Here is a 15,495-nt window from a genome sequence, read left to right as displayed (position 1 = left end):
GCTCGTCAGCATGAGCATGGATCACGTCAGCGTCGACTGGGACCGCGCCCGCGACACGAACCGGGCGAACTGGGACGACCGGGTGCCGATCCACGAGGGCGCCTACGCCGTCGACGAGCTGTCCGACCCGGCACACCGCTCCGACGTCGTGCGCGACGACCTGCCGGCGCTGACGCCGTGGCTGCCGAACGGCTCGCTCGCCGGCCTCGACGTCTGCCACCTGCAGTGCCACATCGGCACCGACACCGTGTCGCTCGCCCGCGAGGGAGCCCGGCTCACCGGCGTCGACTTCTCCCCCGCGGCGCTCGCCTCCGCCGCCGGCCTCGCGACGCGGCTCGGCCTCGACGTCACCTGGGTGGAGACCGACGTGCTCGACGCCCGCGCTGCCGTCTCCGGCGACTTCGACGTCGTCTACACGAGCATCGGCACGATCTGCTGGCTCCCCGACCTCGACCGCTGGGCAGCGCAGGTCGCCGGCCTGCTGCGCCCGGGCGGGGTGTTCTTCATCCGCGACGGCCACCCCGCGCTCTACGGCCTCGACGAGACCGCCGACGAGCTCGTCACCCGGTACCGGTACTTCCCGGACGGCACCGCGCAGCAGTGGGACGACGCCGGCACCTACGCCGGCGACGGCACCGTGGCGAACACCCGTACGTTCGAGTGGCCGCACCCGCTGTCCGAGATCGTGAACGCCCTGCTCGGCGCCGGACTCCGACTCCGCCGCCTGGACGAGGGGCGCACCCTGCCCTGGCGCTTCAGTCCCCGCATGGAGGACACCGGTGACGGCTCGTGGGCGTGGCCCGACGCCGATCGCGACCGGGTCCCCCTGACGTACACGATCGTCGCCACCCGCGACTGACGACGGGCCTCCTGCCGTCCGCTCGGCGCACGCCTGTACGTTCGTTCATGGACAGGTCGTTCCACCCCGGAGCATTATGCAAGGGCATTGCACAATGCCCTTGCGGAATGTGACCGCCTGGGCTCCACCCGCCGGACGACGACGTCCGGCCGAGGACAGGAGAACCGTGTGAACCAGAACACCCGAGTACGGATCGGCCTCGTGGCCACCGTCGCCGCAGTGATCGCCGGCGGATCCCTCGCCGCAGCACCGGCCATCGCCGCGACACCGTCGTGCGCGACCGCGTGGACCGCCGGCACCGCGTACTCCGGCGGTGCCACCGTCAGCGAGAACGGATCGAACTACACCGCGAACTGGTGGACGCAGGGCGACGACCCCGCGACGCACGCCGGGGCGACGGGCAGCGGCCAGCCGTGGACGTCGACCGGCGCCTGCTCCGGCACGGGCACGGGCACGGGCACGGGCGGCGGGACCACTCCTCCCGGCGGGGGGACGACGACCCCCGGCACGGGCGGGAGCGGCGGCACGGCCAGCGGACTGGTGTTCAGCCCGTACAAGGACATCACCGTGAACCTCGACTGGAACACGAACGTCATGAACACCGCGGTCACCGGGACGCGGATCCCGGTGGTCGGCTCGAGCAACAGCCTGGTGTCGACCCGGGAGCCCGGCCTCAAGGCGATCACCCTCGCCTTCGCGACCGGCACGTGTGGCAGCGAGAACTGGGGTGGCGTCGCGGCGGATGCCTTCGCGAACGCCAACATCCCGAAGCTCGACGCCGCCGGGGTGGACTACATCGTCAGCACCGGTGGAGCCGCCGGTTCGTTCAAGTGCTCGGGCACCGCACTGCAGTCGTTCATCGCCCGGTACGCGACCCCGCACATGATCGGCGTCGACTTCGACATCGAGAGCGGTCAGTCGGCCGCCGACGTGCAGAACCTCGTGAGCGCCGCAGCCCTCGCCCAGGCGAAGTACCCGGGCATGCGCTTCTCGTTCACGCTCGCGACCCTGGCCGCCAGCGACGGCTCGTACGGCGGGCTGAACAGCACCGGCGACGCCACCGTGAAGGCGATCAAGGCGTCGACCCTGACGAACTACACGATCAACCTCATGACGATGGACTTCGGCCGCGCGACCACGGCGAACTGCGTGCTCTCCGGCTCCACCTGCCAGATGGGCAAGTCCTCGATCCAGGCCGTCACGAACCTGCAGCACACGTACGGCATCGCGTCGTCGAAGATCGAGGTCACCCCGATGATCGGCGTCAACGACACCACCGACGAGGTCTTCACCCTCGCCGACGTCGACACCCTGTCCGCCTACGCGAAGGCGAACGGCCTCGCCGGGATCCACTACTGGTCGCTCGACCGGGACACGCCCTGCGCCTCGACGACGGCGTCGTCCACCTGCAGCTCCGTCCCGAGCGCACCGGCACTCGCCTGGACGGATCGCTTCCTCGCCGACCTGAAGTAGTCGTCACCACACCGAAGACGGGAGGCCCGGTGCCAGCTGGCACCGGGCCTCCCGTCCGTCTCGTGGTCACGTGACGGGCGTCAGGTCGCTTCCGCGTCGAACGGTGGCGCTTCTCCCGCGGCCAGCGGCACGACGGGAGCCGTCGCGCGCACCTTGGAGGCGGTCACCTGCGCGGTCTGGACCGCGGCGGCGCTGCTGGCGCTGCCGGAGTCGAGGAGCGCATCGCGGATGATCCGGCGGGGGTCGTACTGTCGCGGGTCGAGCTTCTGCCACTCGATGTCGTCGAACTCCGGGCCCATCTCGTCGCGCATCCGCTCCTTCGCGGTGTCGGCGAACCGGCGGACGGCCTTCACGAACTCGGCCAACTTCTGGGCGTACATCGGCAGGCGCTGCGGCCCGAGCAAGAGCACGGCAATGATCCCGATGATCAGGATCTTGTCGAGCGGGATGTTCACGTGAGCGAGCCTAACCCGTACGGCTCCGATGCACCCCTAGAGTTGTCAACCGAACGGAGTGTGCGTGTCAGAGAAAGAGTCGAACTGGAAGTTCGCCGAGGACATCGTCTCGGAGTCCGAGGCGATCGCCCGCGCTCGTGAGCACTCCCTGGAGCTCGGTGTCGAGGCGATCTCGCCCGCGATCGGCGCGCAGATCGGCGTCATCGCCGCAGCCTCCCGAGCCACGAGCATCATCGAGATCGGGACGGGCCTGGGAGTCTCCGGGCTGTACCTGCTCGGCGGCGCGCCGGACGCGACCCTGACCACGATCGACGTCGAGGTCGACCACCAGCAGTTCGCCCGCGACGCCTACATCAGCGCCGGCACCGCCCCCGCTCGGATCCGGCTCATCCCGGGCCGCGCGAACCAGGTGCTCCCCCGGATGAACGAGGCGTCGTACGACGTCGTCCTGGTCGACGCCGACCCCGAGCACGTCATCGAGTACGTCGAGCACGGGCTGCGGCTCGCACGCCTCGGCGGGACCGTCCTGGTGCCGCACGCCCTGTGGCGCGGACGCGTCGCGGACCCGGTCAAGCGGGACCGGGCGACGACCGACTTCCGGCTGTTGCTCACCGAGGTGTCGACGTCGGGGGCGGTGCGCAGTGCGCTCTCTCCGGCTGGTGACGGGCTGCTGCAATTGACGAAGGTCACCGCGTAGCAGCCGTCCCCACCGGTCACTCGAGGTGCCGCAGGTACCGCTCCGGTGACTCGAGGAACGACCGCTGGTTGCGCACCAGATCGAGGTCCTCCCACTCGGTGCGCCGGAACCCCCACTCGCCGACCTCGTGGATCGTCGCGCCGGGGAACGCCGCCAGGACCGGTGAGTGCGTCGAGAGCACGACCTGCCCGACCCCGCTGTCGACGATCGACCGCAGCAGCGCGATGAGCGTCAGACAGCCGGAGAAGGACAGCGCCGACTCCGGTTCGTCGAGGATCCAGAGCCCCGGCCACTGCGCGCGGTCGATGACGAAGTCGAGGAACGACTCACCGTGGCTGCGCTCGTGGAACACCGGCTCGGGGCGGGAGTGGTTGGGGTGGTCCTCGAGGTAGGTGAAGAAGCCGTGCATGGTCTCGGCACGCAGGAAGAACCCACCGCGGGGCGCACCGAAGTCACGGCGGAGGACGATGTGCTGCCACAGCGACGACTCGGACGGACGCGTCGAGTGGTTCGCCAGGGTGGAGCCGCCCTCGGGCGACATGCCGAACCGGAGCGCGATCGCCTCGATCAGGGTGGACTTGCCCACACCGTTGTCACCGACGAACACCGTCACCGGGTCGAGGTCGAGCCCCTCGTCGAGCAGCTGTCGCACCGGGGGCAGCGTCGCCGGCCACACGTCGCGCGGCATCGGGTCCGGGTCGCGGTACTCCTCGACGCGGCGGATCGGCATGTGGGTCCTCGGCACGAGGCCATCCTGCCGGACGCGACCGACAGCGCGACGGGCGCGCACGCCGACGGCGCGGCGCCCCGGACGCAGACGACGGGCCCGGCGCGTACACGCTCCGGACCCGTCGTTCTGGTGCTTTCGACTGCTAGGCCGAGACGACCTCAGCGAGTGCGTCATGGAGTTCCTTGGCCTCGGCATCGTTGACCGAGACGACCAGGCGGCCTCCTCCTTCGAGCGGAACCCGCACGATGATGAGTCGACCCTCCTTAACAGCCTCCATCGGCCCGTCACCGGTCCTCGGCTTCATGGCTGCCATCAGATGTCCCCTTTCGTGCAGTACATGCCCGTTCATTATCTCGTATTGATGGGGCAACTGCGAAACCGCCCAGGTTGGGGGTGTCGGATCGGCGGTTCTTCGCGGGTTCCGTTCGTAACCTTGGCGGATGCCGAACATCCGCTCCATGCGCCGTCAGTCCCCCAACGGACGTCCCGAGCGGGCCGGGCGGACCGGACCGGCCGAGCGGACCGGTCCGGCCGGACGATCCGCGCGGTCCGACGACGCAGTGCCCGCTGGCCTGCGGATCGGCGCGGCGTTCACCTGGCGCATCCTCGTCGTGGGTGCCGGCCTCGCCGTCCTGGTGGCGCTGGTCGTGCTGCTGCAGGACATCGTGGTGCCGTTCCTCATCGCGCTGCTGGTCTGCGCGCTCCTCATGCCGATGTCGTCGTTCCTGCAGCGGCACCGGTGGCCGAAGTGGACGGCGGTGCTGTCGAGCCTCGTCGCGCTGGTGCTGGCGCTCGGCGGGCTGGCGCTGCTCGTCACCGAGCAGGTGCGGTCCGACCTGCCGTCGCTCGAACGCCGGCTCCACCACAGCGTGCAGTCCCTGCGGACCCTGCTCGACAGCGAGCCGTTCGGGATCACGGCGAAGGACGTCGACTCGTGGGTGTCGAACGGCTTCGACTACCTGCAGGCGCACGCCTCGACGATCCTGTCCGGGTTCCAGGCCGCCGGCACCGGCGCCGTGCACGTGCTCGAGGGGCTGTTCATCATCGTGTTCACGACGCTCTTCGTGCTCATCGACGGCCCGCGCATCTGGGGGTGGGTCGTCCGGCTCTTCCCGCGCCGGGCACGTGCTCGCATCGACGTCGCCGGGCACGCCGGCTGGAAGACCCTGACGAGCTTCATCCGCGTCCAGCTGGTCGTCGCCGTCACCGATGCCCTCGGCGTGACCATCGGCGCGCTCGCCCTGCAGATCCCGCTGGCGATCCCGATCGGCGTCATCGTCTTCTTCGGCGCGTTCGTCCCCGTCGTCGGGGCGATCGTCGCCGGTGCGGTCGCGGTGCTCATCGCCCTGGTCTTCAACGGCTGGGTGCCGGCGCTCGTGATGCTCGGCATCGTGGTGGTCGTGCAGCAGCTCGAGAGCCACGTCCTGCACCCGTTCCTGACCGGCACGGCCGTCAAGGTCCACCCGCTCGGAGTCGTCCTCGGGGTGACCGCGGGCACGACGATCGCGGGTGTCGTCGGCGCGTTCTTCGCGGTGCCGTTCATCGCCACCGTCAACGCGATGGTCGTGGCGGCGGCGAACTGGCGGCCCGGTGACCCGGAGCCGATGTCAGCGACGGTGCCGAAGCGCGAGCGGAGCGGTCCCGCCGCACGGCTCCTGGCCCGTGCCCAGGCCCGTGAGCGCCGTGCCGATCACGGCGGGGTCCAGTCGTAGCCGTTGATCCACCAGCAGTAGTACAGCCAGACCCACTGCAGCCCGACGAACGCCACCACGGCGGCCACCCGGTACACGCGGGACCGCGGCAGCGCCACGATGCCGAGCAGCGGCGCGATCGGCACCAGGATCCGCCAGGTGCTCGACTGCGGGAAGAACACGGCGAGCAGGTACACGACGTAGGCGATGCCCCAGAGGCGCAGCTCGATCCCGATCACCCGGGCTGCGGGCATGCAGACGAACGCCACGAAGCCGACGACCACGACGGCCAGCAGGATCCCGCCGGCGGGCTGGTGGAACCACCACCCGAAGCCCTGGATCCACGGCGCGAACGGCACGAGCTCCTGCCACCCGACGTAGGACGACCGCCAGGCGAGCTCGGTGTCGGTGTACGCCTTGGGCACCCCGGTGACGGCCCAGGCGATCGCCGGCCACGCCAGGCCGACCAGTCCGGACACGACCGCGACCACGGCGGGCGGCGCGAGGCGGCGCAGGGTGAGCGGCTCCGACGACCGCACCCACGCTGGCCGGATCGCCCAGGCGCCGACGAACAGCACGACGAGCAGCGCGAACGCGAGCCCGGTCGGCCGGGTCATACCGAGCAGCAGCACGACGGGCAGCATCGTCCACCACCGCCGGTCGACCATGAGCAGCAGCGCGACGAGCAGCAGGAACAGCCCCATCGACTCGGCGTACGCCACCTGGAACATCGCCGACACGGGCGCGACGCAGAACAGCACCGTGGCGAAGGTCGCCCGCGCCGGGTCGACGAAGCGCCCCATCAGGCGACGGAACACGAGCGCGGCGCCGAGTCCGGCGAGCAGCGAGACCGCCACCGCGACGAACTCGAACGACGCGCCGGTGAGCAGCATCAGGCCGCGCACCAGGAACGGGTACGCGGGCATGAACGCCCACGCGTTCTCGGTCACGTGCCCCGCCGCATCCACGGGCAGGGTCGACGGGTAGCCGCCGGTCGCGATCACGCGGTACCAGGCGCCGTCCCAGATGGACGCGAACGACAGGTACGCCGGGTGCTGGACGGTGAACGAGTTCGCTGCCTGCACGCTCGCGAAGGCCTGCATCATCAGTCCGGTGACGAACCGGGCGAGCACGTAGACGACCGTGATGCGGACCCACCACGGCACCACCCGGTAGCGGGCGCGCCAACGGGTGCGTGCAGGGGTCGGCCGGGTGGCCCCGGCCGTCGTCAGGCCGTCAGCCACCGACGGAGGCCGGCCTCGACCGCGGTGATCTGCGCGACCGGGACCTGCTCGTCGTCGTGGTGGGCGAAGACGGGTTCGCCGGGTCCGTAGTTGACCGCGGGCACCCCGAGCGCCGAGAAGCGGGCGACGTCGGTCCAGCCGTACTTCGGGCGGGGCTCCGGGCCACCGACCGCCGACACGAAGTCCTGCGCGAGCGGGGCGTCGAGGCCGGGGCGGGCACCGGCGGCGAGGTCGACGATGGTCACGTCGTAGCCGTCGAAGAGTTCGCGGATGTGCGCCACGGCCTCGTCGGCCGAACGCGACGGCGCGAAGCGGTAGTTCACGTGCACCATCGCCTCGTCCGGGATGATGTTGCCCGCGATGCCGCCGCTGATCCCGACGGCGTTGAGGCCCTCGCGGTACTCGAGCCCGTCGACCGTGACGGTGCGGGGCTCGTAGGCGGCCAGCGTGGCGAGGATCGGTGCCGTCTTGTGGATCGCGTTGTCGCCGATCCAGCTGCGGGCGCTGTGCGAACGCTTGCCGAACGTGCGGATCTCGGCGCGGAGGTTGCCGTTGCAGCCACCCTCGATCTGCGCGCCGGACGGCTCCCCCAGGATGGCGAAGTCGGCGGCCAGCAGTTCCGGACGGGTCCGGGCGAGACGACCGAGGCCGTTCAGCAGGTCGCTGACCTCTTCGTGGTCGTACCAGACCCACGTGACGTCGACCGAGGGCTCGGCCAGGTCGTACGCGAGCTTGAGCTGCACTGCACAGCCGGCCTTCATGTCGACGGTGCCGCGACCCCACAGGATCTCGGTGCCGTCCTCGGCGGTGCGGAACTCGGTCGGCAGGTTGTCGTTGAGCGGCACGGTGTCGATGTGCCCGGCGATCACGACGCGGCGGTCGCGGCCGAGGTTCGTGCGGGCGACGATCGCGTCGCCGTCCCGGATCACCTCGAGGTGCGGCAGCGGTGCGAGCACCGCCTCGATCGCGTCAGCGAGGGCCTGCTCGTTCCCCGACACCGATTCGATGTCGCAGATGGCACGGGTGATGTCGATGGACGAGGCGGTGAGGTCGAGCTGCTCCGGCATGCGGTCACCTTATCTGCCGTCGCTCCCGTCGCGCTGGCCCACGGCACGGCGGCCGGGAGGCACGATGCGGTTCCGCAGCGTCCGTCCGGTCGGTCCGGTGCTCCCGTCCAGTGCGTCGGTACCCTGGTGCGGTGACCGACACGACCGCTGCCACCGACCCGACCGCCACCGCCGACCGCCCGACGCACGCCTGGGGCCACGGCCTCGCGACGATCGCCGCCGACGGCACGACGCTCGACACCTGGTACCCGGAGACCCACCTCGGCCCGCTGCCCGCTGACGCGGTGTTCCCGGCAGCACTGCAGGCGCACGTCGGCGACGACCCCCGCCGCGAGGTCCGGATCGAGGCCGTCACCACCGAGGTCACCATCGACGCCGCCCCGACCAGCACCGAGGACGCGTACCTGCGCCTGCACCTGCTGAGCCACCTGCACGTGCGTCCGAACACCATCAACCTCGACGGTGTCTTCGGGTACCTCCCGATCGTCGCGTGGACGAACGCCGGGCCGGTCCACCCGGAGTCCCTGACCCGCCTGCGCCCGTCGCTGCAGCGCGCCGGCATCGCCGTGCACGCCATCGACAAGTTCCCCCGTCTGGTCGACTACGTCGTGCCGGACCGCGTCCGCATCGGTGACGCCAACCGCGTCCGTCTCGGGGCGCACCTGGCGCCGGGCACGACCGTCATGCACGAGGGCTTCGTGAACTTCAACGCCGGCACCCTCGGCGACGCCATGATCGAGGGCCGCGTCTCGCAGGGCGTCGTCGTCGGCAACGGCACCGACATCGGCGGCGGGGCGTCCATCATGGGCACGCTCTCCGGCGGCGGCACGCACCGGGTCTCCCTGGGCGAGCGCGCGCTGCTCGGTGCGAACGCGGGGCTCGGCATCTCCCTCGGCGACGACTCCGTCATCGAGGCCGGCCTGTACGTCACGGCCGGCACGAAGGTCGTCCTGGTCGGCGCCGCACCGAACCCGGACGGCACGCCGAAGACCGTCAAGGCCGCCGAGCTGTCCGGCACCCCGAACGTCCTGTTCCGCCGCAACAGCGTCAGCGGCGCGGTCGAGGCCCTGCAGCGCACGGGCGAGGGCATCCAGCTCAACACCGCGCTCCACGCGTAGGACGCGTCGGACGGGAGGCCCGTGGCCACGCCGCCACGGGCCTCCCGTCCGTCACTTCGTGAGCAGAAATGGTCGGGTCCCATCTCGGGACCCGACCATTTCTGCTCACCAAGCGGCTACCGCGCGGGGAGGTCCCGCTTCGGCGCACCCACGTAGAGCTGCTGCGGGCGACCGATCTTGTTGAGCGGGTCGTTGTTCAGCTCGCGCCACTGCGCGATCCAGCCGGGCAGGCGGCCGATCGCGAACAGCACCGTGAACATGCGCGGCGGGAAGCCCATCGCCTTGTAGATGATGCCGGTGTAGAAGTCGACGTTCGGGTAGAGCTTGCGGTCGATGAAGTACTGGTCGCTCAGCGCGATCTGCTCGAGCTCCTTCGCGATGTCGAGCAGGTCGTCCTGCACGCCGAGGGACTCGAGGACCTCGTCGGCCGACTCCTTGACGAGCTTCGCGCGGGGGTCGTAGTTCTTGTAAACGCGGTGTCCGAAGCCCATGAGCTTCACGCCGCGCTCCTTGTTCTTCACCCGCTCGACGAAGCGCTGCACGGGCTCTCCGGAGTCCTTGATCTGCTGCAGCATCTCGAGCACGGCCTCGTTCGCGCCGCCGTGCAGTGGCCCGTACAGGGCGTTGATGCCGGCCGAGATCGACGCGAACATGTTCGCCTTCGTCGAGCCGACCAGGCGGACCGTCGCGGTGGAGGCGTTCTGCTCGTGGTCCTCGTGCAGGATGAGGAGCCGGTCGAGGGCCTTCGACAGCACCGGGTTCGGCTGGTAGGTCTCGGCCATGGTGCCGAAGTTCAAGCGCAGGAAGTTGTCGACGAACGACAGCCCGTTGTCCGGGTACAGGAACGCCTGCCCGATGGACTTCTTGTGCGCGTACGCGGCGATGACCGGCAGCTTGGCGAGCAACCGCACGGTCTGCAGCTCGACCTTCTCCGGGTCGTCGACGTCCATGTCGTCCTCGTAGTACGTCGACAGGGCGCTGACGGCGCTGGACAGCACGGACATCGGGTGCGCGGAGTGCGGGAGCGCGTCGAACAGGCGCCGGAGGTCCTCGTGCAGCAGGGTGTGCCGACGGATGCGGGCGTCGAAGTCGGCGAGTTCGGACTCGTCGGGCAGCTCGCCGTAGATCAGGAGCCACGCGACCTCGAGGAAGGTGCAGTTCGAGGCGACCTGGTCGATCGGGTACCCGCGGTACCGCAGGATGCCCTCGTCGCCGTCGATGTAGGTGATCGCGCTCTTGGTCGACCCGGTGTTCACGAACCCGTAGTCGAGCGTGTTCATCCCGGTCTGCTTCTTGAACGTCGAGATGTCCATCGTGGACGCGCCGTCGACGCTCGGCAGGATCGGGAACTCCGCGCTACCGCCCGGGTACGTCAGCGTCGCGGTCTCGCCCGTCTGTTCGGCGGCGGGACTCACGGGCACGGGCGTCGTGGGCGGTGTGGCCGTCTTCTGAGCGTCGTTGGCAGTGTCAGTCACGTTGACAGCCTAATCGCGGCGTCTGTCGCTCGTGCACACATCGATGGTCACGACTTGGTGGGAACCCCCGGTTGCGCTCCGGGCGGAATGCACGATCTGCCCGGCGGCGGGGTCCGTCCCCGCGCTACGCGGCGCCGAGCCGACGGCTGCTGGCCAGCCGCTGGGCCGCCGCGGCGATGCGCTCGTCGGTCGCGGTGAGGGCCACCCGGACGTGCTCCCCGCCCGCTGTGCCGTAGAACGTGCCCGGTGCGACGAGGATCCCGCGGTCGGCCAACCACGACACCGTGTCGAGCGCCGGCTCACCGCGGGTCGCCCAGAGGTACAGGCCGGCCTCGCTGTGGTCGATGCGGAAGCCGGCGTCCTCGAGTGCCCGTCGGAGCATGTTCCGGCGCGCCCGGTAGCGGGCCTTCTGCTGCTGCACGTGGGTCTGGTCCGCGAGTGCGACGATCATCGCTTCCTGCACCGGCAGCGGCGGCATGAGCCCCGCGTGCTTCCGGACCGCGAGCACGTCGGCGAGGATCCGGGCGTCACCGGCGACGAACGCCGCGCGGTACCCAGCGAGGTTCGACTGCTTCGACAGCGAGTACACGCTGAGCACGCCGTCGACCGAGTCGCCGACGACGCGGGGGTCGAGGATCGTGGGGGTCGGGGTGGTCGCGTACTGCGGGTCCCAGCCGAGCTCGGCGTAGCACTCGTCACCGACGATGACGGCACCGAGTTCGCGGGCGCGGTCGACCGCGACGCGCAGGTCGTCGATCGAGAGCACGCGGCCGTCGGGGTTGCCGGGCGAGTTCAGCCACACCAGCTTCGTCGTCGCCGGCCACGCCGCCGGGTCGTCCGAGGCGAGGGCGTCCGCACCGACCAGGGCCGCGCCGAGCTCGTAGGTGGGGTACGCAGCGGCGGGGAACACCACGGTGTCGCCGGCGCCGATGCCGAGCCAGAGCGCCAGGCCGGCGATGAACTCCTTCGACCCGATAGTCGGCAGCGTGTGCGCCTCGGTCAGCTGCACCCCGTGCCGGCGGCCGTACCAGTCGGCGATGGCCTGCCGCAGCGCCGGGGTGCCCGCGACCTGCGGGTAGGCGTGCGCGTCGGTGGCGTCGGCGAGAGCACGTCGGACGACCTCGGGGGTCGGGTCGACGGGCGAACCGACGCTGAGGTCGACGATGCCGCCCTCGTACCCGGCCGCGCGCTGCTTGAACGGGACGAGCTGGTCCCAGGGGAAGTCGGGCAGGTCGAGCGCCACGTGCGTGTCCGGCTCAGCCGCGGGGCGGTTCGGCCATGACGACGGGGTGGTCCTTGTGGATCACACCGACCTTCGCGGCGCCACCGGGCGAGCCGACTTCCTGGAAGAACTCGACGTTGGCCTTGTAGTAGTCGGCCCACTCGTCGGGCAGGTCGTCCTCGTAGTAGATGGCCTCGACCGGGCACACCGGCTCGCACGCACCGCAGTCGACGCACTCGTCGGGGTGGATGTACAGCGAGCGGTCGCCCTCGTAGATGCAGTCGACGGGGCATTCGTCGATGCAGGCACGGTCCTTGACGTCGACACAGGGCTGGGCGATCACGTAGGTCACGGTTCGGGTGCTCCCTTCGACGAGCGGGTTCGAGTCTACTCGCGGCCCGGGGCCGTCCGGGACCGCAGCCCCGACAGGTCCGGCCACGCGAGCACCAGGGCGGCGATGACGGCGGGGGCGAACGTCCACACGTACCCGGCCGCGTTCGCCAGCACGAGCGGCGAGCCCTGGCCGCCGACGGAGACGAGCACCTGCGTGGCGACGAGGATGCCGATGCCGATCGCGGCGACCATCGCCCGCGACCGGTACAGCAGCCGGATGCCCACGGTCAGCCCGATCACGAGCAGCGTGGTGATCACCATGCCGATCGGGAACGCGGCGGCGCCGACGGTCTGCTGGTGCGTCACGGTGCCCAGTCCGCCGGTGACGAGCCCGAGCACGAGCGCGACGGCGACCGCGGCGACCTTGCCCTGGCCGGACATCTCGGCGTAGGTCTGCGGTGCCGGGGGCTGCGGGTCGGCGTCGTGCCGGAAGGCCTCGACCGCGGGGGCGTGCTCGCGGACGCCGTGCGGCATCACCCACGACAGCGCGGTCGGGTCGGCGGGGTCGACCGGGTCGACCGGGTCGACGGTGACCTGCGAGCGGTACTGCTCGACGGCGGCACGCACCTTCGCCCGCACCGGCAGGACGTCGACGGTGACGTCGGCGTCCCCGGTGTCCGGGGCGACGATCATCGAGAACGCCACCTCCTCCGCCCGGGCCGCGTACCGAGCAGCGTGGTGCACACGCACGTGGTCGGGGTGGCCGTACCCGCCGTCGTCGGCGTAGCTCACGACCGCGTCCGCCCCGGTGGAGCGGATCGCGGCACGGACGTCGTCGACGACCTCGCCCAGGTCGGCGGCGGTCAGCGAGTCGGCGGGGGCGTCGTCCGCGGCGGTCGCCCGGCCGTCGGGCCCCCACTGCATGCCGGAGTCGACGTACCGGCGTTCCGGCAGGTCGGTGGGCCGGGCACCGCGCCCGCCGAGCCACAGGTGCGCCGGCCCGCCGAGGGCTGCGAGTGCCGCGTCGATCTCGGTCTCGCGGTGCGCGGCGACTCGCTGGGCGTCGCCGGCCAGGGGCGCGAGCCGCTCGGTGAGCATCTCGCCGCGCTCACCGCGGGTCGCCGTCAACACGGTGACCTCGGCGCCGAGTTCGAGCAGGGTCGCGATCGTCCCACCGGACGACAGGGTCTCGTCGTCGGGGTGGGCGTGCACGAACAGGACGCGCTCGGGGCGCGTGACGGAGGCCTTCGACATCGCCCCCAAGGGTACGGGACTAGCGGGCCGTGACGATGTAGGTCGCGGTGACGCCGTCGTCGCCGTCCGAGAACGTGAGCACGACGCGGTACCCGTCGCTGCGGAACATCCCGAACGCACTCGACGAGTCGGCGCGCTTCGCCGACTCGGTGTAGCCAGCGTCGGCGAGCTGCTGCGCGGCGGAGGCGAAGTCGTCGACCGACCCGGCGCGCACCTGCACGACCCACCCGGAGCCGTTCGGTCCCGCTCCCCCGCCGAGCACCGTGCCGTCGACGAGCGGCACGTCGGACGACGGGAACCCGTCGGGCACCTTGCCGTCAGAGGTGACGTTCGCGCCCTTGAGCGCCGTGTCGAGCGCCCCGTCGATGCCGCCCGCGACCGAGGACATGCCGTCCTGGATCGCCTTGCCGTCGATGCCCGCGACGCCGTCCGCGACCGTCGAGGCCACCGAGGACCCGAGGTCCGTCGCCTGCTTCACGGAGTCGGACGAGCAGCCGGTGAGTCCGGCCAGGGCGATGCCGGCGGCGACGGCGGCGATCAGCGGGGTACGGAGGGAACGCATGCGCCGACGGTAACGGGTGAGCCGGGAGGCACGGCGCGAGTTGGCTGTGAACGTCCTGTCCCCGGGACGGTCACCCGCGCGGCGGGGCCGCCCCGCGCCTCCCGTCCGCCCGTCAGGCGACGTAGGCGCGCGTCGCGGCCACCAGGGCGTCGACGCCGACCGGGATCGCGGTCTCGGCCTGCGGCGCGTAGAACGGCGAGTGGTTGCTCGGGATGTCCTCGCCACGGCGGAACAGCTCCGGGTCGGTGATCCCCGTGAACCAGTACACGAGCGGGACGCCCGCCGCCGTCGCGAGCTGCCCGACGTCCTCCGACGCCATCGCCAGCCCGATCTCCAGCTCACGCGCACCCGGCACGGCGGCGCTGACGGCCGCGAGCACCCGGGCAGCGGACTCCGCGTCGTTCACGGTCACCTCGGCACCGGGCGACCGCACGATCGTCGGCTCCGGCAGCCCGCCGGCGTCGCTCTCGGCACGGACGATCCGCTCGATCGACGCGATGATGCGCGCACGGGTCTCCTCGTTGCGCGCACGCGTCGAGATCTCGATGACGGCCTGGTCGGGGATGATGTTCGCGCGGGTGCCGGCGTGGAAGCTGCCGACGGTGACGACACCGGCGTCGCTCGGCGAGACCTCGCGCGAGACGACGGTCTGCAGCCGGACGACGGCGGACGCGGCGGTGACGACCGGGTCGAGGGACGCCTGCGGCGCGGACCCGTGCGCCCCGCGACCGTTGAAGGTCACCGTGAGCCGGTCGCTCGAGGCCATCACCGGGCCGGAGCCGATCGCGACGATGCCGACCGGGGCCGGAGCCGAGTGCTGGCCGAGCACGACGTCGGGTTTCGGGAACCGGTCGACCAGGCCGTCCTCGACCATGGCGCGGGCGCCGGAGATGACCTCCTCCGCCGGCTGGAAGACGCCGACGACCGTGCCGCTCCACTGGTCCCGGGTGGCGACGAGGCGCTCGAGCGTGCCGAGCAGCCAGGTGACGTGGATGTCGTGGCCGCACGCGTGCATCGTCGGGACGTCGTTGCCGTCCTCGTCGGTGCCGCGGTGCTGGCTGGCGTAGGACAGTCCCGTGCGCTCCTGGACCGGCAGGCCGTCCATGTCGGCGCGGAGCCACACGACCGGGCCCTCGCCGTTCGACAGGACGCCGACGACACCGGTACCACCGACGCCGGTGGTCACCTCGATGCCACCGAGCTCGGCGAGGCGGTCGGCCACGATGCCCGCAGTGCGGTGCTCCTGGAAACCGAGCTCGGGGTGGGCGTGCAGGTCCTGGTACAGCGAGAGGAGGTCGAGGGTCACGGCATCCAC

General features: G+C 71.2%; 16 protein-coding genes. 5 read left to right on the top strand and 11 right to left on the bottom strand.

Features of this window, described 5'->3' with window-relative positions; translation table 11 throughout:
* Window positions 1-10 precede the first annotated feature (10 nt).
* A complete protein-coding gene (locus HQQ88_RS11380) occupies window positions 11-859 on the top strand; it encodes a methyltransferase (protein ID WP_173169502.1) in 849 nt (282 codons plus the stop codon).
* Window positions 860-1,027: 168 nt separating this feature from the next.
* A complete protein-coding gene (locus HQQ88_RS11375) occupies window positions 1,028-2,332 on the top strand; it encodes a carbohydrate-binding protein (protein ID WP_173169501.1) in 1,305 nt (434 codons plus the stop codon).
* 80 nt (window positions 2,333-2,412) lie between these two features.
* On the opposite strand, the gene HQQ88_RS11370 is transcribed toward HQQ88_RS11375, so the two are convergent.
* A complete protein-coding gene (locus HQQ88_RS11370) occupies window positions 2,413-2,787 on the bottom strand; it encodes a twin-arginine translocase TatA/TatE family subunit (RefSeq protein ID WP_111084987.1) in 375 nt (124 codons plus the stop codon).
* Window positions 2,788-2,851: 64 nt separating this feature from the next.
* On the opposite strand from HQQ88_RS11370, the gene HQQ88_RS11365 reads away from it, so the two are divergent.
* Window positions 2,852-3,484: an O-methyltransferase gene (locus HQQ88_RS11365; protein ID WP_123294100.1), complete on the top strand. Its 633-nt coding sequence runs from the start codon at window positions 2,852-2,854 to the stop codon at window positions 3,482-3,484.
* A gap of 16 nt (window positions 3,485-3,500) precedes the next feature.
* On the opposite strand, the gene HQQ88_RS11360 is transcribed toward HQQ88_RS11365, so the two are convergent.
* Both HQQ88_RS11360 and HQQ88_RS11355 read right to left on the bottom strand, forming a co-directional pair.
* The gene (locus HQQ88_RS11360; protein WP_123294101.1) at window positions 3,501-4,229 is read right to left on the bottom strand and encodes an AAA family ATPase; all 729 of its coding nucleotides are present in this window, start codon (window positions 4,227-4,229) and stop codon (window positions 3,501-3,503) included.
* A 127-nt stretch (window positions 4,230-4,356) separates the two neighbouring features.
* Entirely contained in the window at window positions 4,357-4,527 is a 171-nt protein-coding gene (locus HQQ88_RS11355) for a DUF3117 domain-containing protein (protein ID WP_017887054.1), read from the bottom strand.
* Window positions 4,528-4,654: 127 nt separating this feature from the next.
* On the opposite strand from HQQ88_RS11355, the gene HQQ88_RS11350 reads away from it, so the two are divergent.
* Window positions 4,655-5,926 carry an AI-2E family transporter gene (locus tag HQQ88_RS11350; protein WP_243648880.1) on the top strand — a complete coding sequence of 424 codons (1,272 nt, stop codon included), beginning with the start codon at window positions 4,655-4,657 and terminating at the stop codon, window positions 5,924-5,926.
* Here HQQ88_RS11350 and HQQ88_RS11345 read toward each other — a convergent pair.
* The gene (locus tag HQQ88_RS11345) at window positions 5,905-7,149 is read right to left on the bottom strand and encodes a hypothetical protein (protein WP_173169500.1); all 1,245 of its coding nucleotides are present in this window, start codon (window positions 7,147-7,149) and stop codon (window positions 5,905-5,907) included. The genes HQQ88_RS11350 and HQQ88_RS11345 overlap by 22 nt on opposite strands.
* A complete protein-coding gene (gene dapE, locus HQQ88_RS11340) occupies window positions 7,134-8,216 on the bottom strand; it encodes a succinyl-diaminopimelate desuccinylase (protein ID WP_173169499.1) in 1,083 nt (360 codons plus the stop codon). The genes HQQ88_RS11345 and dapE overlap by 16 nt, the downstream gene beginning before the upstream one ends.
* A gap of 131 nt (window positions 8,217-8,347) precedes the next feature.
* Between dapE and dapD the strand changes: the two genes are divergently transcribed.
* A complete protein-coding gene (gene dapD / locus HQQ88_RS11335; protein ID WP_173169498.1) occupies window positions 8,348-9,334 on the top strand; it encodes a 2,3,4,5-tetrahydropyridine-2,6-dicarboxylate N-succinyltransferase in 987 nt (328 codons plus the stop codon).
* 116 nt (window positions 9,335-9,450) lie between these two features.
* Here the strand turns inward: dapD and HQQ88_RS11330 are convergent, their stop codons facing one another.
* The 6 genes from HQQ88_RS11330 to HQQ88_RS11305 all read right to left on the bottom strand — a co-directional run bounded on the left by HQQ88_RS11330 (window position 9,451) and on the right by HQQ88_RS11305 (window position 15,486).
* Window positions 9,451-10,749, bottom strand: coding sequence for a citrate synthase (locus HQQ88_RS11330; protein WP_123340789.1), 1,299 nt, complete (start codon window positions 10,747-10,749; stop codon window positions 9,451-9,453).
* A 184-nt stretch (window positions 10,750-10,933) separates the two neighbouring features.
* Complete coding sequence (gene dapC, locus HQQ88_RS11325) at window positions 10,934-12,052, bottom strand: succinyldiaminopimelate transaminase (protein ID WP_173169497.1); 1,119 nt, start codon at window positions 12,050-12,052, stop codon at window positions 10,934-10,936.
* A gap of 13 nt (window positions 12,053-12,065) precedes the next feature.
* Window positions 12,066-12,383 (bottom strand): ferredoxin, encoded by a 318-nt coding sequence (gene fdxA / locus HQQ88_RS11320; RefSeq protein ID WP_069711637.1) that lies wholly within the window; start codon window positions 12,381-12,383, stop codon window positions 12,066-12,068.
* Window positions 12,384-12,418: 35 nt separating this feature from the next.
* On the bottom strand, window positions 12,419-13,618 hold the full coding sequence (locus HQQ88_RS11315) for a PIG-L family deacetylase (protein WP_173169496.1): 1,200 nt from the start codon (window positions 13,616-13,618) through the stop codon (window positions 12,419-12,421).
* Window positions 13,619-13,637: 19 nt separating this feature from the next.
* Window positions 13,638-14,180, bottom strand: coding sequence for a hypothetical protein (locus tag HQQ88_RS11310; protein WP_123673112.1), 543 nt, complete (start codon window positions 14,178-14,180; stop codon window positions 13,638-13,640).
* Between the two features lie 112 nt (window positions 14,181-14,292).
* Window positions 14,293-15,486 (bottom strand): amidohydrolase, encoded by a 1,194-nt coding sequence (locus HQQ88_RS11305; RefSeq protein ID WP_173169495.1) that lies wholly within the window; start codon window positions 15,484-15,486, stop codon window positions 14,293-14,295.
* Window positions 15,487-15,495: the final 9 nt, after the last annotated feature.

This window comes from Curtobacterium sp. VKM Ac-2861 (genome assembly GCF_013204965.1).
GTDB lineage: Bacteria > Actinomycetota > Actinomycetes > Actinomycetales > Microbacteriaceae > Curtobacterium.
The sequence above is the reverse complement of the archived record's forward strand: the minus strand, read 5'-3'. Positions and strand labels throughout refer to the sequence as shown.